The 21,507-nt window shown below is 65.4% G+C and carries 16 protein-coding genes; 10 read left to right on the forward strand and 6 right to left on the reverse strand.

The features are described 5' to 3' along the window. Positions 1 to 9: 9 nt before the first annotated feature. Positions 10 to 888, forward strand: coding sequence for a LysR family transcriptional regulator (locus HNP55_RS15180; RefSeq protein ID WP_184301025.1), 879 nt, complete (start codon positions 10 to 12; stop codon positions 886 to 888). 622 nt (positions 889 to 1,510) lie between these two features. Here HNP55_RS15180 and HNP55_RS15185 read toward each other — a convergent pair. After that, positions 1,511 to 1,786, reverse strand: coding sequence for a hypothetical protein (locus tag HNP55_RS15185; RefSeq protein WP_184301028.1), 276 nt, complete (start codon positions 1,784 to 1,786; stop codon positions 1,511 to 1,513). A 265-nt stretch (positions 1,787 to 2,051) separates the two neighbouring features. On the opposite strand from HNP55_RS15185, the gene HNP55_RS15190 reads away from it, so the two are divergent. After that, positions 2,052 to 2,327, forward strand: coding sequence for a hypothetical protein (locus tag HNP55_RS15190; RefSeq protein ID WP_221439622.1), 276 nt, complete (start codon positions 2,052 to 2,054; stop codon positions 2,325 to 2,327). Positions 2,328 to 2,466: 139 nt separating this feature from the next. Here the strand turns inward: HNP55_RS15190 and HNP55_RS15195 are convergent, their stop codons facing one another. Beyond that, complete coding sequence (locus HNP55_RS15195; protein WP_184301035.1) at positions 2,467 to 3,084, reverse strand: response regulator transcription factor; 618 nt, start codon at positions 3,082 to 3,084, stop codon at positions 2,467 to 2,469. Continuing rightward, positions 3,081 to 5,093, reverse strand: a complete 2,013-nt coding sequence (locus HNP55_RS15200) for a two-component system sensor histidine kinase NtrB (protein WP_184301038.1) — start codon at positions 5,091 to 5,093, stop codon at positions 3,081 to 3,083. The genes HNP55_RS15195 and HNP55_RS15200 overlap by 4 nt, the downstream gene beginning before the upstream one ends. A gap of 138 nt (positions 5,094 to 5,231) precedes the next feature. On the opposite strand from HNP55_RS15200, the gene HNP55_RS15205 reads away from it, so the two are divergent. From HNP55_RS15205 to HNP55_RS15215, 3 genes are all read left to right on the forward strand, one after another. Further along, the gene (locus HNP55_RS15205; RefSeq protein ID WP_409993747.1) at positions 5,232 to 6,278 is read left to right on the forward strand and encodes a TRAP transporter substrate-binding protein; all 1,047 of its coding nucleotides are present in this window, start codon (positions 5,232 to 5,234) and stop codon (positions 6,276 to 6,278) included. Positions 6,279 to 6,360: 82 nt separating this feature from the next. Then, positions 6,361 to 6,933, forward strand: a complete 573-nt coding sequence (locus tag HNP55_RS15210) for a TRAP transporter small permease (RefSeq protein WP_184301041.1) — start codon at positions 6,361 to 6,363, stop codon at positions 6,931 to 6,933. Next, on the forward strand, positions 6,930 to 8,210 hold the full coding sequence (locus tag HNP55_RS15215) for a TRAP transporter large permease (RefSeq protein ID WP_184301044.1): 1,281 nt from the start codon (positions 6,930 to 6,932) through the stop codon (positions 8,208 to 8,210). Before HNP55_RS15210 ends, HNP55_RS15215 begins: the two co-directional genes overlap by 4 nt. Before the next feature lie 112 nt (positions 8,211 to 8,322). Here the strand turns inward: HNP55_RS15215 and HNP55_RS15220 are convergent, their stop codons facing one another. From HNP55_RS15220 to HNP55_RS15230, 3 genes are all read right to left on the reverse strand, one after another. Next, on the reverse strand, positions 8,323 to 12,411 hold the full coding sequence (locus tag HNP55_RS15220; protein WP_184301046.1) for a hypothetical protein: 4,089 nt from the start codon (positions 12,409 to 12,411) through the stop codon (positions 8,323 to 8,325). Between the two features lie 279 nt (positions 12,412 to 12,690). Next, on the reverse strand, positions 12,691 to 13,125 hold the full coding sequence (locus HNP55_RS15225; protein WP_184301049.1) for a hypothetical protein: 435 nt from the start codon (positions 13,123 to 13,125) through the stop codon (positions 12,691 to 12,693). Further along, positions 13,125 to 13,628 (reverse strand): hypothetical protein, encoded by a 504-nt coding sequence (locus HNP55_RS15230; RefSeq protein WP_184301051.1) that lies wholly within the window; start codon positions 13,626 to 13,628, stop codon positions 13,125 to 13,127. The genes HNP55_RS15225 and HNP55_RS15230 overlap by 1 nt, the downstream gene beginning before the upstream one ends. A 180-nt stretch (positions 13,629 to 13,808) precedes the next feature. Between HNP55_RS15230 and HNP55_RS15235 the strand changes: the two genes are divergently transcribed. From HNP55_RS15235 to HNP55_RS15255, 5 genes are read left to right on the forward strand one after another with little or no spacing between them, the layout of a single operon-like run. Then, positions 13,809 to 14,477, forward strand: coding sequence for a CerR family C-terminal domain-containing protein (locus HNP55_RS15235; protein WP_184301052.1), 669 nt, complete (start codon positions 13,809 to 13,811; stop codon positions 14,475 to 14,477). Beyond that, positions 14,470 to 15,927, forward strand: coding sequence for an efflux transporter outer membrane subunit (locus tag HNP55_RS15240; RefSeq protein WP_281385259.1), 1,458 nt, complete (start codon positions 14,470 to 14,472; stop codon positions 15,925 to 15,927). The genes HNP55_RS15235 and HNP55_RS15240 overlap by 8 nt, the downstream gene beginning before the upstream one ends. Before the next feature lie 22 nt (positions 15,928 to 15,949). Continuing rightward, positions 15,950 to 17,068: an efflux RND transporter periplasmic adaptor subunit gene (locus tag HNP55_RS15245; RefSeq protein WP_184301056.1), complete on the forward strand. Its 1,119-nt coding sequence runs from the start codon at positions 15,950 to 15,952 to the stop codon at positions 17,066 to 17,068. A gap of 14 nt (positions 17,069 to 17,082) precedes the next feature. Further along, complete coding sequence (locus HNP55_RS15250; RefSeq protein WP_246448442.1) at positions 17,083 to 20,181, forward strand: efflux RND transporter permease subunit; 3,099 nt, start codon at positions 17,083 to 17,085, stop codon at positions 20,179 to 20,181. Beyond that, positions 20,178 to 20,600 carry an FKBP-type peptidyl-prolyl cis-trans isomerase gene (locus HNP55_RS15255; protein ID WP_184301058.1) on the forward strand — a complete coding sequence of 141 codons (423 nt, stop codon included), beginning with the start codon at positions 20,178 to 20,180 and terminating at the stop codon, positions 20,598 to 20,600. Before HNP55_RS15250 ends, HNP55_RS15255 begins: the two co-directional genes overlap by 4 nt. Positions 20,601 to 21,507 lie beyond the last annotated feature (907 nt).

Genomic DNA, 21,507 nt, shown 5'->3' on the forward strand with positions numbered 1-21,507 from the left:
GCGCTCGCCATGGAGTTGCATCAGATCCGCGCCTTTGTCGCCGTGGCCCGGGTGGGCCACGTCACCAAGGCTGCCGAAGTGCTGTGCGTGACCCAGCCCGCCGTCACCGCCCAGATCAAGGGTTTGGAGTCCAGCCTGGGCGTGGCCTTGTTTGACCGCGGGGCGGGCCGCATGAGCCTGACCCGTGCCGGCGAGAAGCTGCTGCCCCAGGCCGAAACCCTGCTGGCCGCCGCGGCCGAGCTGAAGGGCTCGGCCCGCAGCATGCAGGGCGAGCTGAGCGGCCGGGTGGACCTGGGCCTGCCGGCCGAGTCGGCCGAGTTCCTGCGCACCGGCGCGCTGTCGGTGCTGGTGCAGCGCGACCTGCCCTTGATCGAGTTGCACACCCATACCCAGGCCGTCGGCCATTTGCTGGACCAGGTGCGCGGCGGCGGCCTGGCGGCGGCCTTCACCATCAGCGTCCATCCGCCGCGCGATCTGCAATGGCTGGCCCTGCGCTCGGTCAGCTACCGCATCGCCATCCCGCTGCGCCTGGCCGCCGAGATGCAGCGCGGCGGCTGGCGGGTGCTGGCCGGCCTGCCCTGGGTGGACGGCAGCGTGGACTCGCATGTGCACCAGTTGCTGCGCGGCCTGTTCGAGCAGCAAGGCCTGGCCCCCAATGTGGTGATGCGCAGCGACGACAGCGGCCATCTGGACAGCTTTGTGCGCGCCGGCAGCGCCTGCGCCCTGCTGCGCGAGGAGGTGGCCGTGCCCGGCGTGGAGCGCGGCGACTGGATGGTCTGGGGCCATGCACGGGTGGACGCCAAGCTCTACTTCAGCAGCGCCGCCGAGCGCGCCAGCGACCCCCTGGTGGTGGCGCTGAACTCGGCGGTGCAGGCGGTGTGGGCTTGAGGATCAGGCTCGCCGCAACTCCTCGCGAATGGTCTTGCGCACCAGCACTTCAATCGACTCGGCCTGGATGGCCTGCTTCAGCGCCTCGTTGATCAGGGTTTGATACGCGCGCCAAGCGCACGCAGCGACAGCTGCGGCGCTATCGAGGCGACGCGCAGCGAGCCGTGTGGGCTTCGCATTCCCCGTGTTGCCTGGGCTGCGGTGCTTGGCTTTGGCGGGCGTCGCGAAGCGACTTCGTGAACTGACTTCGCGCCCCCTGTTTGAACGGAGCGTAGCGGAGAGAGTTGGGCGCGGCCCGGCAAAGGCGAGTGCCGCAGCGGACCCCGAAGGGGCCAGGCATTCGGGGCGGTTTCTTTGCCTTCTTTCTTGGGCGCCCAAGAAAGAAGGTCGCCTGCCGGGGCGAACTCCCGGCTGGGCCTAGGCAGAGGGTGAGGCTGCAAACAATCAGCACCTCCCACTCCAAGAACGAGACACTGATAAGTTCACACAAAAATCAACCACTGCACTAGCCTGAAGTTTTATCTTCACGAGGCCTTGTGGTCAGGTTGAGCGCGGCAAGCTCAGGCAACGGTATGCCTAAGCGATGGTCTGAGGACAGCCAGCTTGGCTGAAGGCTAGGGGTTCAGCCTGTCGCCCATCCTGCAGCCCATCGGGCCGTCTTGCCAACAAGGAAAATGGCGACCAACGCAATCAGGCTCGTAAAGAAGATCGTGAAGAATGACCGCGTCTTGTTGCCTGGCGACTGGCTTGATCTGCTTTGCAGTTCGACGCTCAGGAAACTCACCAGCCATACGCCGCCGACGATCATGATGGGCGTTACTTCAATCGATCTGTCAGAGAACGGCATGGCGATTGCTGAAATCATCGCAAGAAACATGAATGGGGAATGCGGCTTCACTTGATGGGTTCCAGGTTTGACTTTTCCGGCAAGCCCAGTAGCGTCGCCAGCTCAACCGCAGATCGTACCAATAACTTCTAAAATACCCGGTCTCGATGAGTCTCGATGCTGCGCGCCGAGACATGCAATTCGTCGGCAGTCACTTTGTTGAGCTTGCCGGCGGAGACGCGAGCGCAAGGCAAGCATGGGCAGACGGGACGTGGGTCCGCTTGCCCAAGGTACTGGCAGAATTTTGTTGGCAAGAGCCAGCAACTGGCGTTGACCCATGCGGCGGTCCACCAGCGGAAGGAACACCCTGACCACCGTGCAAATCACCTTGCCTGATCAACTGGCCCAGGAGGCGCAACGCGCCGGGCTGCTGGCACCGGCGCGCTGGGAAAAATGGTTGCGCGATCAGCTCAGGGAGAGACAGGTCGATGAGTTGTTCTCTGCCCTGGATCGCATGGCTGGAGTTGACGAGCCGGCTGAGATGTCGCCTGAGAACGTGGCCCGAGACATCGCCGCCATGCGCGCCGAGCGGCGACTGAAGAGTGCGAGGTGATGGTTCACGCCCCGCGTCTGGTGCTGGATACGAATGTGCTCGCCTCAGCCTTTTTATGGGGCGGTGTGCGCATTGTCAGCGTCAGCGAGGCCTTGCGAATCATTGATTCCGTCTGACCAGGGCGGCATGCCGGCTGCCCTCATCCCTGCGCCAGCAGCGTCGCCACCTCCGCCGCCGAGCGCACGCCTAACTTGGCAAATACGCGGGCTCGATGAACCTCGATGGTGCGCACCGAGACATGCAGCTCGTCGGCGATCACCTTGTTGAGTTTGCCGGCGGCCACGCGCTGCATGACCTCGGTCTCGCGCTCGGTCAGGCTGGCCAGGCGGGCCTGGCGTTCGGCCGCCTGGGCGCCGCCCTCCTGCATGGCCGCGTCCACCGCCAGGGCTTGCTCGATGCGGTCGGCCAGGGCGTTGTCGCTGTAAGGCTTTTCGAGAAAGTCGAAAGCGCCTTTCTTCAGCGCCTCCACCACCATGGGGATGTCACCATGGCCGGTCAGGAAAAGCACCGGGTTGCGCAGGCGCCGCGCCAGTAACTCGTCATGCAAACGGGTGCCGGACATGGGCTCCATGCGCACGTCCAGCATGAAGACGCCGCGCGGCGCGGCGGCGCCGGCAGGCCTGGCGTCCAGCATGGCCAGCAGGGCAGGGCCGCTGTCAAAGGCTTGCACGGCCAGGCCGCGCGAGCCGAGCAGAAAGCTCAGGGCATCGCGCACATCGGGGTCGTCGTCGACCAAAAAAATCGGGCTGGTATTCATGGCAGTGTTTCTGCGGGGGGCTGCAGCGGGCGCAGCGGCAGGCTGAAGGAGAAGATGGCCCCGCCCTCGGCGGCGTCTTGCGCGTCCAGCACGCCCTGGTGGGCTTCGATGATGGAGCGGCAGATGGCCAGGCCCATGCCCATGCCATCGCCCTTGGTGCTGAAGAAGGGGGCGCACAGGGTCTCGGCCTTGCGGCCTTGCAGGCCCGGGCCGTTGTCGATCACGTCCACCCGCAGGAAGTCGGGGCCGCCGGCCTCCAGGCGGGCGATCAGGCGGCTGCGCACCTGGATGCGCCGCTGCTGCGCGCGGGCCTGCAGCGAATCACCGGCATTGCGCACCAGATTGATCACCACCTGCTCCACCAGCACCGCGTCGGCCAGCAGCGGGGGCAGGTCGGGCGCCAGCTGCAGGCTCAGCTCGATCTGGCTGCGCCGCTGCTCCTTGCGCAGCAGGGCCACGGCGTCGCTGACGATCTGGTTGAGCGAGCAGGCCTCGTGCTGGGGTTCGCGCCGGGTCAGGAATTCGCGGATGCGCTGCACCACCCGGCCGGCTTGCGCCGCCTGCGCGCCCAGGCGCTTGAGCGCACCCAAGACCAGGGCATCGTCCACGCCCAGCTTGGCGAGTGAGTTGATGATGCCGGCGTTGTAGCTGGCAATCGCCGTCAGCGGCTGGTTCAGCTCGTGCGCCAGGGTGGAGGCCACCTCGCCCAGCATGGTCAGGCGGGCGTGGTGGGCCAGGGTGTCGATCTGCCGGCGCTCGCGCTCCTCCAGCCGCTTCTTGGCGCTGATGTCGATGATGGAGCCCATCCAGCCGATCTGCAGGCCGCGCGCATCCACCAGGGGCGACTCGAACACCATCACGTCCAGCACCCGGCCGTCCTGGTGGCGCCAGCGCGCCTCATAGCCTTCGCGCGGGGCGTGGCCGGCCAGGTTGCGGCGGTTGCGCTGCATCACCTCGTCCAGGGCCTCGGGCGGCCAGTAAGGCATGGGCGGGCTCAGGCCCACCAGCTGTTCGGCGCTCAGGCCCACCATCTCGCAGAAGGTGCGGTTGACGTAGAGCAAGCGGCCTTGCGCATTGCGGGCGCGCAGGCCGACCAGGGCCGAGTCTTCCATGGCCTGCCGCCAGGCGGCCTGCTCGCGCCAGGCGGTCTCGGCGCGCGAGGTCTGGCGCAGCTGGCGGCGCAAAAGCCAGCTGGCCACGCCGATCAGGGGCAGGAAGCCGGCGATCAGGATCAGGGCCAGGGGCTTGATGGTGGTGGGCTGGGGGTCGCGCAGGGTCAGCTCAAGTGCGGCGTCACTGAGGGCGGCCTCGGTGTTCTCGGGCCGCTCGGTCAGCGGGCTGGCGCGGAAGGGGCCGGCAAAGTTGACCCGGTAGCTGGGCTGCTCGCCCTGGGCCGCGCGCAGCGGGGTTTCGGTGATGGAGGCGATCACCTGGTCGGCGCTGTCCACCATCTGCACATCGTATTTGCGCGCCAGCCACCAGGGCACGCCGCGTTTGAGCAGCAGGGCCGGTGCATAGCGCAGCACCAGGGTGCCGCCGGCACCCTGCGGCCCCACCGTTGCGCTGAGGTGCAGGGACAGGCCCTCGTCATCGCCCTCCACCCTGTGCTCGTGCGGTTCCGGCACCTGGGCCAGCACGCGGTTGTGCTTGTCCAGCCAGGTGACCGACAGCCACAGCCGGCGCAGGCCGGCATTCATCTCCGGGTGGCGGGCCAGGGACTCGGCCGTGGCGGGCAGCTCGTGCAAGGCCTCGGCCAGATCGCGCAGATGTTCGCTCTCCTCCTTCAGCTTGGCGCGCAGCTGGGCCTCGGTGCTGAGGGCGTCGGAGATCAGGGTCTGGCGCTGCAGCTCACGCTCCTCGATCTCGTTGCTGCGGGCCCAGGCCAGCACCCCGGCGACGAAGATCAGGGAAAGCACCAGGGGCAGGCTCCACAGCACGCGCCGCCACCAGGCCTCGGGGCGGTGCACCGGGCTGGGCGCCTGATTCAGCGGGGGCGGGGGCAGGGACATGGCTTCAGTCTAGCGGCGGGCTCGGGCGGCCGACCCCGCGCCTGGGGGTGTATGTGGAAGTCCACAACTACCGCCGCGGGGAGGGCGCTTCCAAAATGCGGCCGACAAGACCTTCCCCACAAGACCGGAGACAAGACCATGAGCAAGAACGTTTCGACATCGGCCCGCCGCCTGAGCCTGTCCGCCCTGGTGGCCGCGGCCACCGGCTCCCTGCTGATGCTGGCCGCGCCGCTGACGGCCCAGGCCCAGGCCCCCATCGTCATCAAGTTCAGCCATGTGGTGGCGCCCGACACGCCCAAGGGCAAGGGCGCGCAGCGCTTCAAGGAACTGGCCGAGCAGCGCACGGCCGGCAAGGTCAAGGTCGAGGTCTACCCGAACAGCCAGCTCTACAAGGACAAGGAAGAGCTGGAGGCGCTGCAGCTGGGCTCGGTGCAGATGCTGGCGCCCTCGCTGGCCAAGTTCGGCCCGCTGGGCGCCAAGGAATTCGAGGTCTTCGACCTGCCCTTCATCTTCAAGGACGAGGCCTCCTTCCGCGCCGTCACCGAGGGCGCGGTGGGCGCCGAGCTGTTCAAGAAGCTGGAGCCCAAGGGCATCAAGGGCCTGGCCTACTGGGACAACGGCTTCCACATCATGAGCGCCAACAAGCCCCTGCACTCGGTGGCCGACTTCAAGGGCATGAAGATGCGCATCCAGTCCAGCAAGGTGCTGGACGCGCAGATGCGCGCACTGGGCGCCATCCCGCAGGTGATGGCCTTCAGCGAGCTCTACCAGGCCCTGCAATCCGGCGTGGTGGACGGCACCGAGGGCGTGCCGAGCAATTTCTACACCCAGCGCGTCTACGAGGTGCAGAAGCACATCACGTTGTCCAACCACGGCCATCTGGCCTACGCCCTGATCGTCAACAAGAAGTTCTGGGACGGCCTGCCGGCCGACATCCGCGCCCAGCTGGAGAGCGCCATCAAGGACTCCACCACCTACGCCAACGCCATCGCCCAGACCGAGAACGCCACCGCCCTGGACAAGATCAAGGCCAGCGGCAAGACCACCATCTACACCCCGACGGCGGCCGAGCTGGCCGAGTGGAAGAAGGCCCTGATCCCCGTGCACAAGGAGATGGAGTCGCGCGTGGGCAAGGCCACCATTGAGGCCACCTACAAGGCGGCCGGCTTCAGCCTGCCGAAGTAAACGGCCAGGCCAGCAGTGCCCGGGCCGCGGCCCGGGCATCACAACAACAAAAACAGGACGGGCCCTCGGCCTGAGCCCCATCATGATCAATCGCATCCTCGACCACCTGGAGGAATGGCTCATCGCCTTCCTCATCGGTGCGGCCACTTTTGTGATCTTTCTGGCCGTCGTGCACCGCTACCTCTCCGGCGTGCCGCTGATTCAGGACTACACCGTCCGCATCAATATGAGCTGGGCGCAAGAGCTGTGCATCTTCATGTTCGTCTGGATGGCCAAGTTCGGCGCCGCCTACGGCGTGCGCACCGGCATCCACGTCGGCGTGGACGTGGTGCTGCGCAAACTCAAGGGCAGGTCCTACAAGGCTCTGGTGCTGTTCGGCCTCCTGGCCGGCGCCTTGTTCACCGGCACGGTGGCGGCCCTGGGCGGCAACTTCGTCTGGCATATCGCGCAGACCGACCAGACCTCGGCCGATCTGGAAGTGCCGATGTGGTGGGTCTATGCCTGCGTGCCCCTGGGCTCCTCGCTGATGAGCTACCGCTTCCTGCAGGTGGCCTGGCATTTCTACCAGACCGGTGAGCTGCCCCACCACGACCATGCCCATGTGGAAGGCATAGAAGAAGAACCCGCAGCCGCAGCCCCAGGAGCCAAAGCATGAATGCCTCCATCATTTTCATCTTGCTGATCCTGCTGATGCTGACCGGCATGCCGATCAGCATCTCGCTGGGCCTGACCGTCCTGACCTTTCTCTTCACCATGACCCAGGTGCCCATCGAATCGGTGGCCCTGAAGCTGTTCACCGGCATCGAGAAGTTCGAGATCATGGCGATCCCCTTCTTCATCCTGGCCGGCAACTTCCTGACCCACGGCGGGGTGGCGCGGCGCATGATCCGCTTCGCCTCCAGCATGATTGGCCACTGGCATGGGGGCTTGGGCCTGGCCGGCGTGATGGCCTGCGCCCTGTTCGCCGCCGTGTCGGGCTCCTCGCCCGCCACCGTCGTGGCCATCGGCTCGGTGATCCTGCCGGCCATGGTCAAGCAGGGCTTCCCGAACAAGTTCGGCGCCGGCATCCTGACCACCTCGGGCTCGCTAGGCATCCTGATCCCGCCCTCCATCGCCATGGTGATGTATTCGGTCTCCACCAACACCTCGGTGGGTGCCATGTTCATCGCCGGCGTGGTGCCGGGCCTGATGCTGGCCGCGGCCCTGGGTTTCACCACCTGGTTCATCGCCCGCAAGAACAGCTACCCCCGCCTGCCCAAGGCCAGTTGGGGCGAGCGCTGGACGGCCTTCCGCGAAAGCGTCTGGGGTTTGCTGCTGATCGTCGTCGTGATGGGCGGCATCTACAGCGGTGTCTTCACGCCCACCGAGGCGGCGGCGATGGCGGCGGTCTATGCCTTCATCGTGGCCGTCTTCATCTACAAAGACCTGCCACTCAAGCGCCTGCCCAAGGTGCTGCTGGACTCCGCCAGCATGAGCGCCATGCTGCTCTACATCATCACCAATGCCGTGCTGTTCAGCTTCCTGATGACCAGCGAGGGCGTGCCCCAGGCCATGGCGGACTGGATGATCAACCAGGGCTTTGGCCCGGTCGCCTTCCTCTTGGTGGTCAATGTGCTCTTGCTGCTGGCTGGCAATGTGATGGAGCCCTCCAGCATCATCCTGATCCTGGCCCCCATCCTGTTCCCGGTGGCGGTGAAGTTAGGCATCGACCCCATCCACTTCGGTATCCTGATCGTGGTGAATATGGAAGTGGGCATGTGCCATCCGCCGGTGGGCCTGAATCTCTACGTGGCCTCGGGCATCACCAAGATGGGCATCTCCGAGCTGACCGTGGCCGTCATGCCCTGGCTGCTGACCATGCTGGGCTTCCTGCTGCTGGTCACCTATGTGCCTGCGATCTCGCTGTGGCTGCCGAATCTGTTGATGAAGTGAGGCTCAGCCGCGCAGGCTGAAGTCCGAAAAACCTGGGGCTTGCTCCGGGTTTTTTGCGGAAGGATTGGTGCGAATAGCGCCGGGGTCGGTTCTTGTTGAATAGGAAATCGCACTATTCTTCGCGTGGAGAGAGGTCGATCACCAGACCAAAAGTCCGGCCATTCCGGTCAGCGGGCATGTCCGTTGTGAACAAGGCAGCAGCCTGCTCCGCGCTCTGAGGTCGTGCCCCTGAAGGATGGTTCTTCACCGCATACCCAAACCACAGCACAAGGTATATCCCGATCCCGGCCGCAGCTGGATTTTTTGTGTAGCGTGCCTCAAGTTGGTCCCACCAGGCGGACCAGACGGTTGTGTGATTTTCCTTTTTGATCTCAACCGGCACGACCACAAGTTCCCCTCGAATCAATGTGCTGCCCTGAAGATCTGCCCGCTTGTCTGCAGCGCTTGGAACCTCTTTCTCAAGGGTAACGTTCTGAAGTTGCAACTGCGGGCGAATCAGCCCCAGTAGCACATCGCGGCATTCGTTCTCACCGCGTGGCTTTCTGCCGCCCCGGCCGTCTGGTTCCCAGAACAGGTCCAACTGATTGGGGTTGGAGTCTCGGATGCGCTGAGCTAGACGCGTCATCTGATCCAGTATCAGGATGGCCATATCACGAGCATTTGCCGGAGCCCGATTCGCCAGAACTTCCGCCACTTGTGGGAGTGGTGGAGCAAAAAATGTACAAGCTCTGCGCAAAAGGCGTTGCTCGCCAATGCACCAGTCAAGTTCAGAGGCCCAAGGTGACATGCAGGCCAGTTGTCGAAGCCGGCCAAGCTCGGTGGCCGCTTGTTTGCTCGATATGCGAGCCAACACCATTAGCGAGTTGTAAATAGTTCGGTGCTCTCGCTCAGATGGGGCGTTCGGTTCGTGATAGAGAGGATCTCCACAAGCAACGGCGCAGTCGGCGAGCAATTCAGCAAGCCATCCGAGCACTTCAGGTCGTCGCTGTGCCAAGCCCGTCCAATCTGCCTCTTGCGTCTGTATTGCTTTTCTGATGGTCAGGGCAATGTCTGCGTCGACGTCTGCGAGTGTGCGCAGCGCTATGAGGTGCAGTTCGGGATCAAATTCGATGGACGCTGTATGCAGGGCAATGCAGAACTCCACCGATATGGTCCTGCCTGCAAGGAGTTTGCTGAGAATGTTTGACCAATCACTGAGAGCCAGATGCCGGCGAGCTGCGCTTACCAAGGCCTCATTGAAAAGGCGCATTTGGTCCGGCGATGGGGTGTTTGGAATGGCATTGAGCAGGACGGGCAAGAGCTCGCGGACGAATGCTTGTGGAGCTTCTTGTTTGCGCAGAAAGTAGTAGGTGCTGAGCTGCGGCGTCGGATGCGCAATATCCCTCTCCGCCAGGGGACGAAGAATGCGCAATACATCCGCTGACCGATGTGCATACAGTGCCGTCAACCAATTGGCCTGTCTGCCATGCGCGTCAACCAGCTGACAGCCGATCAAGGCCTCAAGCGTCGGCTCAGACCAGGCCCTGATGACTTCCGGATTGGCTTCAAAAAGAAGTTCTGCGGCGAGCAAACAGACATAGCTCAACCAGAGGCGCTTCCCTTCGGCGTGTGTGACTTTGATTTCGTCTAAGGTCGGGAGATCATCTCTCGATAGTGCAGCGCATATGCCCTTGATCGCACGCCAGGCTTCTTCCGGTGTGCCACCCAGGTAGTTGCTGACTCGCGCAATGGCGTCGTTGCCGGCGACGCCGTGCAGTTCTTTCTTGTAGGCCAGGGAAATTTCCCCCATCAACCAGAGTTCACCTGCCCCATCAAAAACAGCTGGAAGCAAGGGCAGGATCCTTGCACGGTGTTCTGATAGTCGGAGTGAGCTTGCTCTGGCGACTCTTTGCGTTCGAAGATGATCCCTTCCTCGCCAATCGTCAAGCCGGCAAGAGGTAGATTCTTCGACCCAGGACGTCGCTTCAGGCCACCGTGTCGAGTTCGCCTCTACCCAACTCCAGACATCGTCCAGATCAATGGCAAAGGTATCGAGCGGGTGCGTTGCCACATGTGCGGCCTGTACAACCCAGTGTCGTGCCAGTTCTAGGTCATCGGTTCTGGAGGCCTGCAGCAGCAGCCATCGATACCAGTTTCTCGGGCGCCTAGCTCTGTGTAGGCGTGAGTCAATCTCCCATATGCGACGCATGGCCGCGTCTAAACTCTTTGACCCATTTGCGCTGCTTAACAACAGGGCTTTCATGCGCCGCGGCCGGGCAGTCAACCATTCGTCAATACTTTGTTGTTTAGCATCGTCCGTTTCGACACTGCCGTAGCGACTCAGCCTCAGCCCGAACCATTCATGTAACTGCTTGTCGCTGGCATCGTCACCAATCCCCTGCAAAGCCCGCAATAGCAACTTGCATGCGATCTCTGCCAAGGTGTCGGAAAACCGGGAACTGCTTTGGTCGCTGTTGACTTCGGGCAACTTGATCAAAGCTAGAGCTGTCGCCATGGCCTCCGGTATCTGGTCGTCAGGCATTTTTTCGACGTAGTCGTCGGCCCAGAACATGTGATAGTTACCAATCAGATTGGTAGCCTTCGCGGCGTGCAGGTGGCGCAGTGCGATGGGTGCAGGAATGCTGTTGGGATAGGCCTCGGCAAGGATGTGACCGACCAGTTCGTCGTCTTCATCAGCGAACTTTCCCACGCGGAAATCTTCAAGGACAGATGCCGTCTCCTCGGCGTTGTAGTTTATGCACCTGAGCCATGCCGATGCAGCCATACGGCGTGTGCGAGAAAAATGGGTGGCATCCTCCAGAGCGGCCCGCATATCTTGTGCCAAATCGGGCAGAGCGTCACCATGAATGACGGCATCAATCACACATTCTAGAAGCGCTTCATGAGCCAAGTCTCGATCAGGGCGTTGGAGCAGATGTCTCAATTCCGGAACCATATCGCTGGTTCCCAAGGCACCAAAAGGATGAGCTAGCCAGAGCCCATTTCGGAACCATGGGAAGCGGATGGCCTCTCGTCCTAGCGCTCCAAGAATCAGTGTCTTTTCAGCGGTGCTGAAGTCTCTTACGTCCCCGTATAGCACCAGACCTACCGGGTCAGTCTGGATGAGAAGTTCGCGCTCGGTCAGGCAATGTACGGTAAGCCAGCCATGCAGGCCACGCAAGGAGTCAACGACACCTCCATCTTCCCCGGTCATGAGGGCAAGAAGCCGACGAATTGGCAGCCCGCGTTCCATTACGAGTTTTGCGAGGGCTTTGCCGCCCAAATACTCGGCGATGGTTCTGTGCCAGGGGGCGTAGCGCTCGCCTTCTGCACCAAACAGCTTTGTCCCCAGTGTCGCTGACAGGAGTTTGGCGTCGAGTTCCAGAGAGATCGGAATATCGGCAACCAAAGCGCCTCCTTCACCACAATCGCCGGGGTCTTTTGTGATGTAGGAAATGTCTGCAAGTAGCAGCAACGCGGACAGCTTGCCTGCTGCCTCTTGAAGCAGGTCTTCGGCTATCAGTCCATGCTGACAGGAGTCTCTGTGTCGTGTGTTGTGCTCCTGAGCCATTTGTTTGCACGCAAGTGCATAAACGGCTGAGCGGCTTTTCGGCCATTGGCCTCGGCAAACGACGCTGGACAGTAGTTTGAGCAGCAGTGGGCTTCCCAGCAATGCTCCTAGATCGTGCCGGTGGGCTTCTTCAAAGAATTCGTTGATCGCGTTGTCGCCGGACTGCAGCCATGTGCCGAGCAAAGTACGAATATCGGATTCGCTCAGTCGATCCAATCGAAGCTCACGTACATTGCCGGAGGGGGCAACCAAGGATAAATCTTGAGCCCCTCCCTGGAGCCAATCCGCTTCACGGCATGACAGGCGAAAGCGAGGTTTGCCGAGTTCCGCCAGCCTGGTGCGTATTTCATCCAGTGGGGCCGAACTGTTACCAAGAACAGCGCGTCGTTCGTCCAGCGCATCTATAAAAAGAGTCTTCCCCGCGCACATGGCGCTTGTCGAAACACACAAGAAGTCTCTGGCAGTGAAGTACAACGCGCTATTCCCCAGCGCTTCCGCCTCTTGCCGGAAGACAGAAGTCTTGCCGGAGCCCGGTTCACCCAACAGAACATAGGAATCAAGGTCGCGAAACGAGGCCATCGGGGCGGACTCGCTCCCCTGATCCTCGATTTTGAAAGTGGCTGTGCGAAACAGTGGAATGAGGTCAAGCATCGGAAATGGCGAGTGATTCTGGCGTTATGCAAAGCCAAGAGCAGCGAGACCCCCTAGTGTCATCGACCATGGATAGGCTGGAAGCAGTCTAAAGCGTAGGCTCAGTTGAGCGGCGGCCTGCGCCACCTGCCCAGGTGCAACTGGGCACAACCTGCATGAGTGCCGCGCGCCTCCCCGTTGATGGCCAATATGCTCTTGCTACCTGTGTGTCGGCGATCTCGCTGTGGCTGTCCAATCTGCCAATGAAGCAGGGTAGGGCGGCGGCGCAGCAGAAAGGTTTCAGCGCTCGTACAGCAGCATCTCGGGGCTGGCCTTGTTGCAGGGCTGCTGGCATTGCCAGCGCTGCTGCTCGCTTTTCTCCGTCCAGACGCTGCCCTGGGTTTTGACCAGGAGGTAGCGGCTGCCGTAGAGCGGCGACTCGCGATTGCCGTCGCACCAGATCGCCCGTGGGAAGTCGCTGCGGCGGTGGCAGACCTCTTTGACCCAGCGCGCCGTGCCGGCCCCGGTCGGCAACTGCACCTGGCCCAACAGGTCTTGCACCTTGGGGTCGGTCTTGCTGGGCCGCATCTCGTCCACGATCAGGCTGGTGACAGCCTGGCCCTGTGCGTTCAGCCCGTTGAAGGAACCCCAGCGTGGGGCGAGTTCGGCCGCTGTCACTGCGCTGGCCAGCAGGGCCAGCGCCAGGCCGCCCATCCATGGGTTTGCCCTGCGCATCAAAAGGGCTCGCTGCCTTCACGAATCTCCACACCCAGCAGCTCGCTGCATTGCTGCACCGTGGCGGCGCTGTCGCTGCGGGTGATCCAGCCGGCGTAGCAATCGCCCTCGGTGTCCCAGTTCCACAGCGTCAGGCCCTGGGCGGCCAGCTCGGCGTGAGCGCGCTGCATCAGCTCGGGCACATCGTGCTCGTCCAGAAAATCCTCGTCCAGCGCGTCCTCGACGCCAAAGCTCAGGCTGGCGCCCCAGCCCTGGGCCAGCTGCTGCAGGCATTGCACAAAGGACTCGCTGTCCTTCCAGTCGACAAAAAAGCCGCTCTGCCAGTCGATCGCTTCCTTGAGGGTCCAGAGCGCGCCCTCCTCGTCTTCCTCCGTCGCCGCCTCGGCATAGGCGCTGCGGTGGGCTTGGGCCAGGGCGGGCTGGGCCGCGATGACGGCGATGAGCCGCTCAATGGCTGCCGGGATGGCGGGGCTGTCTTGCTGCGTGGCCGTGCTGCTGCTCATGCTTGAATCTTTGCTCCATGTAATTTGCAAGTTAATGCAGTATCCGCTGCCCGTCTCTGGGGCGGCAGCTCCGCCGGCTTGAAAAGTCCTGCCAGCGCACACCGTTCGCCAATCGCCCAATTTCCCGCGCCCGCGCAGGGGATTAATCAATCGATTGATTAAATTCCCTAAGATGGCGCGATGCCAGACACCAAGCCTCTTCAAGACACCGGCCCAAGCCGCAAGACCCGTCTCTTGCGCGCGGCCGCCAGCGTCTTTGCCGCCAAGGGTTTTGAGCGCGCCAGCACGCGCGAGATCTGCCAGGCCGCCGGCGTCAATATCGGCCTGATCGCCTATTACTTCGGCGACAAGCTGGGGCTTTACCGTGCGCTGATGGAGCAGCCGGTGGCCGATGTCATGGCCCGCATGCCGCCGCCCGATGCGGCGCTGCCGCTGCAGCCCTGGCTGCGCGGCTTTTACACCGCTTTTCTGACGCCGCTGCGCGATGGCGACGAGGCCATGTCCCAGCTGATGCGCTTGTGCGCGCGCGAGACCCTGGAGCCCAGCGCCGTCTATCTGGAGATCTGCCAGCAAAGCATCGCGCCGCACCACCATGCCCTGGTCGCCATGCTGGCGCAGCGCTGCGGCGTGGCCGAGGTGGACGCGGAGCTACACCAGCTCGGCTTCGCCCTGGTGGCCCTGGTTTTTGACTACTGGATGTCGGCCGACTATATGGAGGCCGTGGTGCCCGGCCTGGTTTACGGGCCCGAAGCCTTTGAGCGCATCCTGCACCGCCTGGTCGGCTATGGCCAGGCCCTGATCGAACACGAGATCGCCCTGCGCCAGGGCAAGGAGAAAAAGCATGGCTGAACAACCGGGGCGGCGGCGCATTATTGCGCTGTTCAAAATTACTGCCGCTTGTTTAACTGGTTATTTGAGCGGATGTGCGTTGAGCCCGATGCCGGCCAGTGCGGCCCGCGCGGCCGCAGCGCCGGCGGCTTGGGTCGCGCCCCTGCCGGCGCCGGTCGCGGCGGCTGAGGCCCCCGCCGCAGTGCCGGCCTGGTGGGGCCGCTTCGACGACCCGGCACTGGCCGCCCTGGTCGAGCAGACCCTGGCCGCCAACCCCGGCCTGCAGCAGGCGCAGGCGCGCATCCAGCAGGCGCGCGCCCTGGCCCAGCAGGCCGGCAGCGCCCGCAGCCCCGACCTGCAGCTGAACGGCCTGGCCCAGACCCAGCGCCTGGCCCTGGCCGAGGGCGTGCCCCGCCAGCGCCTGGCCCAGCTGAACCTGGAGGCGGGCTGGGAGATCGATCTGTTCTCCCGCGTGCGCCTTGGGGCCGAGGCCGCCGGTGCGCGCCTGCAGGTCAGCGCCTTCGACGCCCAGGCCATGCGCCTGGCCCTGGCGGCCGAACTGGCGCGCCAGTTCATCGCCCTGCGCGCCTGTGAACGCCAGACCCAGATCGCGGCCGAGGACGCCCAGGCCGCCATCCGCCTGGCTGCCTGGAGCGCCGACAAGCAGGCCGTGGGCCTGGAGAGCGCCGCCGCCAGCACCCTGCTGCGTGCCGCAGCCGCCGAAGGCCAGAGCCGCCAGTTGGCCCAGCAGGCCGAGTGTGAGGTGCAGATCAAGGCCCTGGTGGCCCTGAGCGATCGGCCCGAGCCGGCGCTGCGCGCCCTGCTGGCCGCTGGTCATGCGCGCCTGCCGGTGCTCAGCGGCGGCGGCCTGAGCGTCCACGCCCTGCCGGCCCAGACCCTGGCCCAGCGCCCCGACCTGGCCGCCGGCGAGGCCCAGCTGCGTGCCGCCTGGGCCGAGCGTGGTGCCGCCGAGGCTGGGCGTTACCCCCAGCTGCGCCTGGGCGGCTCCATCACCCTGGCGGCCTTGCAGCTGGCGGGTGGCCCGCGCGCGGAGGGCAGCGGCTGGAGCTTTGGCCCCAGCCTGACGCTGCCGCTGTTTGACGGCGGCGCCCGCCGCGCCGAGGCCCAGGCCGCCCAAGCCCGTTTCGACGAGGCCCAGGCCGGCTATCGAGGCCTGGTCTTGCAGGCCGTGCGCGAGGTGGAGGAGGCGCTGGTGCGCCTGGACGCCGCCGGGGCGCGCAGCCAGCACGCCCAGGCCAGCGCGGCCGGCTACACGGCCGCCGCCCAGGCCAGCCAGGAAAGCTGGCGCGCCGGCCTGAGCGGCGCGCCCGAGCTGGAACAGTTGCGCCGCCAGGCCTTGGCCGCCCAGGCCGCCCTGGTGGCCCTACAGGCCGAGCGCCTGAGTGCCTGGATCGCCCTCTACAAGGCCGCGGGCGGCGGCTGGCAAGCCGACGCCGCCGCCATCGATTGAACCCATTCATCTGAGACTCACCATGACGCTAACTGTTTATCAACGCGGCATAGCACTCTTTGCCGCAAGCCTGCTCGTCGGCCCAGCCGCCGCCGACCCCGCGCCCAAGGCCAAGCCGGCCCTGACGGTGCAAGTCATCAGCCCGCAGAGCGCCGAGTGGGCGCAGACCCTGGCCGCCAAGGGTTCGGTGGCGGCCTGGGCCGAGGCGCAGGTGGGGGCCGAGCTGGCCGGCCTGCGCCTGGCCGAGCTGCGCGCCCAGGTGGGCGATGCGGTCAAGCGCGGCCAGCTGCTGGCGCGCCTGAACAGCGAGAGCGTGCAGGCCGAGCTGGCCCAGTCGCAAGCCGCCCTGGCCGAGGCTCGCGCGCAGCTGGCCGGTGCGGCCAGCGATGCCACGGCCGCGCGAGCCCTGCAGGCCAGCGGCAGCACGGCGCTGAGCGCCCAGCAGCTGCAGCAGCTGCTGACCCAGGAGGCGACGGCGCAAGCCCGCTTGGCGGCCGCCAAGGCCCGGGTGGATAACGATCAACTCAGGCTGAGCCAGACCCGCATCCTGGCGCCGGATGACGGCGTCATCACGGCGCGCGCGGCCCAGCTGGGCATGGTGGTGCAGCCGGGCCAGGAGCTGTTCCGCTTGCAGCGCCAGAACCGCCTGGAGTGGCGCGCCGAACTGCCGGCCGAGAGCCTGGGCCAGCTGCGCCCCGGCCAGCCGGTGCTGGTGCAGGGCGCCCAGGGTCAGAGCATTGCGGCCCGGCTGCGCGTGGTGGCGCCCAGCGTGGACCCGCAGACCCGGCTGGGCCTGGTCTATGTGGACCTGCCGCCCAGCGCTGCCGCTGCCGGCCTGCGCGCGGGCAGCTTTGCGCGCGGCGAGTTCAAGCTGGGGGCCAGCGCGGCTTTGAGCCTGCCGCAGAGCGCGGTGCTGCAGCGCGATGGCTTCAGCTATGTGTTCCGCGTCGGCGCCGACCAGCGGGTGCAGCAGCTCAAGGTCAGCACCGGCCGCCGCCTGGGCGAGCGCATCGAGCTGGCCGCCGGCTTGGGTGCCGACGCCCGCGTGGTCGCCAGCGGCGTGGGTTTTTTGCGTGATGGCGACAGCGTCAAGGTGGTGGCTGCTGCGGCCGCTCCGGCCACCGCGCCTGCCAAGCCCTGAGCCGAGGTGATGCCATGCTGAACGTCTCGTCCGCCTCCATCCGCAACCCCATCCCCGCCATCCTGCTCTTCATGCTGCTGAGCCTGGGGGGCTTGCTGGGCTTTCACTGGATGAAGATCCAAAACTTCCCCGACATCGACCTGCCCACCATCGTCGTCACCGCGACCCTGCCCGGTGCCGGCCCGGCCCAGCTGGAAAGCCAGGTGGCGCGCAAGATCGAGAATCAGATCGCCACGCTGCAAGGCGTCAAGCATGTCTACACCACGCTGCAGGACGGCGTGGTCAGCATGATGGTGGAGTTCCGCCTGGAAAAAACCACCCAGCAGGCGCTGGACGAGGTGCGCGATGCCGTGGCCCGCGTGCGCTCCGACCTGCCCGCCGAGCTGCGCGACCCGGTGATCGCCAAGCTGGAGCTGGCCGGCTTGCCCATGCTGACCTATACCGTCGCGTCTGCACGTTTGGATGAGGAGGCCTTGAGCTGGCAGGTGGATAACAAGATAGCCAAGCGCATGCTGGCCGTGCAGGGCGTGGGCGCCGTGACCCGGGTGGGCGGCGTCAGCCGCGAGCTGCGGGTGGAGCTGGACCCGGCCCGCCTGCTGGCCCTGAACATCAGTGCCGCCGCCGTGTCCCAGCAGCTGCGCCTGGTGCAGCAGGAGGCTTCGGGCGGCCGGTCCGATATCGGCGGCGCCGAGCAGTCGCTGCGCATCCTGGCCACCGTGCAGACGGCGCAGGAGCTGGCCGCCATGGACGTGGCCCTGCCCGACGGCCGCAGCGTGCGCCTGGACCAGCTCGCCAGCGTGCAGGACACGGTGGCCGAGCCGCGCTCCGCCGCCTTGCTGAATGGTCGGCCGGTGGTGGGCTTCGAGATCAGCCGTACCCGCGGTGCCGGCGAGGTGGAGGTGGCCCGTGGCGTGCGCGCCGCGCTGGAAGAGCTGCGCGCCAGCCACCCCGAGCTGCAGTTCGAGGAGGCCTTCAGTTTCGTTGAGCCGGTGCAGGAGAACTACGACGGCTCGATGATCCTGCTCTACGAGGGCGCCGTGCTGGCCATCATCGTCGTGTGGTTCTTTCTGCGCGACTGGCGCGCCACGCTGGTGGCGGCCACGGCCCTGCCGCTGTCCGTCATCCCGACCTTTGGCCTGATGTATCTGCTGGGCTTCTCGCTCAATATCGTCACCCTGCTGTCGCTGTCCCTGGTGGTGGGCATTCTGGTGGACGATGCCATCGTCGAGATCGAGAACATCATGCGCCATCTGGCCATGGGCAAGACGCCTTACCAGGCCGCCATGGAGGCGGCCGACGAGATCGGCCTGGCCGTCATCGCCACCACCTTCACGCTGATCGCCGTCTTCCTGCCCACCGCTTTTATGAGTGGGGTGCCGGGCAAGTTCTTCGTGCAATTCGGCTGGACGGCGGCGTTGGCCGTGTTCTTCTCCCTGGTGGTGGCGCGCATGCTCACGCCCATGATGGCCGCCTATATTTTGAAGCCCTCCGCCAAGCCCCATGCCGAGCCGCGCTGGTTGGGCGTCTATATGGGCTGGGCGCGCTGGTGCCTGCGCCACCGGCTGGCCACGCTGGCCGCGACGGCGGCCTTCACCGCAGGCTCGCTGGGCCTGGTGGGCCTGCTGCCCACCGGCTTTTTGCCGCCCGATGATTTGAGCCAGACCCAGGTCACCGTCACCCTGGCGCCCGGCGCCACCTTGCAGGAGAGCAGCGCCTTGGCCGAGCAGGCGCGCCGCATCGTGGCCGCCCACCCCCATGTCAAACGGGTTTACACGACGATAGGCGGTGGCAACTCGGGCGGCGACCCCTTCGCCCTGGGCGGCGGCGCCTCGGTGGGCACGGCCACGCTGACGCTGGCCATGACGCCCAGGACCGAGCGCAGCGGCATCAGCAAGCAGCGCATCGAGAGCGAGCTGCGCGAGGCGCTGGAGCAATTGCCAGGTGCCCGCGTCAAGGTGGGCTTCGGCGGCTCGGCCGAGAAATATGTGCTGGTGCTGGCCGGCGAGGACGGCGAGGTGCTGGCCCAGCACGCGACCCTGGTGGAGCGCGAGCTGCGCGCCATCCCGGGCATAGGCGGTGTGTCATCCAGCGCCGCGCTGACTCGGCCCGAGCTGATCGTGCGGCCCGATTTCGCCCGCGCCGCCGACCTGGGCGTCAGCGCCGCGGCCATCGCCGAGACCTTGCGCGTGGCCACGGCCGGCGACTATGAGCAAGGCCTGGCCAAGCTCAATCTGAGCCAGCGCCAGGTGCCCATCGTCGTGCGCCTGCCGGCCGCCGCGCGTGCCGACCTGGCCCTGCTCGGCCAACTGCCGGTGCCGGGCCGCGCCGGGTTGGTGCCGCTGGCCAGCGTGGCAAGCCTGGAAATCAATAACGGGCCTGCGCAGATCAACCGTTATGACCGCCTGCGCAACGTCAACTTCGAGATCGAGCTGAACCAGCAGCCCCTGGGCGAGGTGGCCAAACAGGCCCAAGCCCTGCCCAGTCTGCAAAACCTGCCGCCCGGCGTGATCCAGACGGCGGTGGGCGATGCCGAGGCCATGGCCGAGCTGTCCGCCAGCTTCGGCCTGGCCATGCTGACCGGCGTGCTCTGCATCTACATCGTGCTGGTGCTGCTGTTCAAGGACTTTGTGCAGCCGGTGACCATCCTGGCGGCCCTGGTGCTGTCGGTGCCCGGCGCCTTTGTGGCGCTCTACATCACGCAGACGGCGCTCTCCATGCCTTCGATGATAGGCCTCATCATGCTGATGGGCATCGCCACCAAGAACTCCATCCTGCTGGTCGATTACGTGGTGATGGCGCGGCGCGACCATGGCATGGGCCGCTTTGACGCCATCCTCGACGCCTGCCACAAGCGCGCCCGCCCCATCGTCATGACCACCATCGCCATGGGCGCTGGCATGTTGCCCATCGCGCTGGGCATAGGCGTGGACCCGAGCTTCCGCGCCCCCATGGCCATCGTCGTCATCGGCGGCCTGATCACCTCCACCTTTTTGAGCCTGCTGGTGATCCCGGTGTTGTTCAGCTATGTGGACGATGCGATTGCCTGGGTCGCGCGCCGCGGCCGTGCTGCGATGATGGGCGGCGATCAACCAGAGACCACGAGCCCATCATGAGCAAACTCACACGCGGCGCCGCCGCCCTTCTCAGCTACCTGGCCCTGCTGGGCGCGGCCCCGGCCTTGCAGGCCGCGCCTCTCACCACGGCTTCCGGCCTGGTCTACGAGGAGCTGAAGGCCGGCAAGGGTGCCCACCCGACGGCGGCCGACAAGGTCAAGGTCCATTACGTGGGCCGTTTCCTCGACGGGCGCGAGTTCGACAGCTCGCTCAAGCGCGGCCAGCCGGCCGAGTTCCCGCTGGGCAAAGTCATCAAATGCTGGACCGAGGGCGTGCAGCTGATGCAGGTCGGCAGCAAGGCCCGCCTGCATTGCCCGGCCGCCCTGGCCTATGGCGAGCGCGGCGCGGGTGGCGGCGAGATCCCGCCCAACACGCCTCTTGTGTTCGAGGTGGAACTGCTGGGCATCAGCAAGCCTTGAGGCATGGAGCGGCTAACAAAGCTCAGCGCAGCTGATCCTGGCTTGTGCAGTGTTCGACGCTGTTTGAAACTTAAGAGCATGTTGCTGAATTCGGTCGGACGGCGAATGTCAGTTAGGTTTAACGCCCTGTCGAGGCGGTGCGTAGCGCCATCACCTAATTTTCTTTCTCGACGGCCCAGCCGGGAGTTCGCCCCGGCAGGCGACCTCCTTTCTTTGCTTCGCCAAAGAAAGGAGGCAAAGAAAGGCGACCCGAAGCCTGGCCCCTGACGGGGTGCGTTGCGGTGCTCAGCTTCGCTGGGCCGCGCCCAACTCACTGCGCTACGCTCCGTTCAGACAAGGGGCGCGAGTCAGACAACGAAGTCGCTGCGCGACGCCCAGCGAAGCTTGCGCTCCTCACCCAGGCTCAACGGGACCGAGCCCCGTCACGCCTCGCTACGCATCGGCTTGAGGGGCTGCGCGCGCCAAGCGCCTGCAGCGTTAGCTGCGGCGCTTGTCGAGGCGACGCGCAGCGAGCCGTGTGGCCTCCGAGTTCCCCGTGTTGCCTGGGCTGCGGTGCTTGGCTTTGTCGGGCGGCGCGAAGCGCCATCGTGCACTGACTTCGCGCCCCCTGTTTGAACGGAGCGTAGCGGAGAGAGTTGGGCGCGGCCCGGCAAAGACGAGTGCCGCAGCGGACCCCGCAGGGGCCAGGCATTCGGGGCGGTTTCTTTGCCTCCTTTCTTGGGCGCCCAAGAAAGGAGGTCGCCTGCCGGGGCGAACTCCCGGCTGGGCCTAGGCAGAGGGTGAGGCTGCAAACAATCAGCACCACCTACTCCAAGAACGAGGCACTGATAAGTTCACACAAGAATCAAACACTGCACTAGGCGCGCCGTCGAAGACAGTACAGCTGGTGCGGCGAGACGGCGTAACG

Source organism: Roseateles oligotrophus (assembly GCF_014204525.1).
In the GTDB taxonomy this organism is placed as follows: domain Bacteria; phylum Pseudomonadota; class Gammaproteobacteria; order Burkholderiales; family Burkholderiaceae_C; genus Paucibacter_A; species Paucibacter_A oligotrophus_A.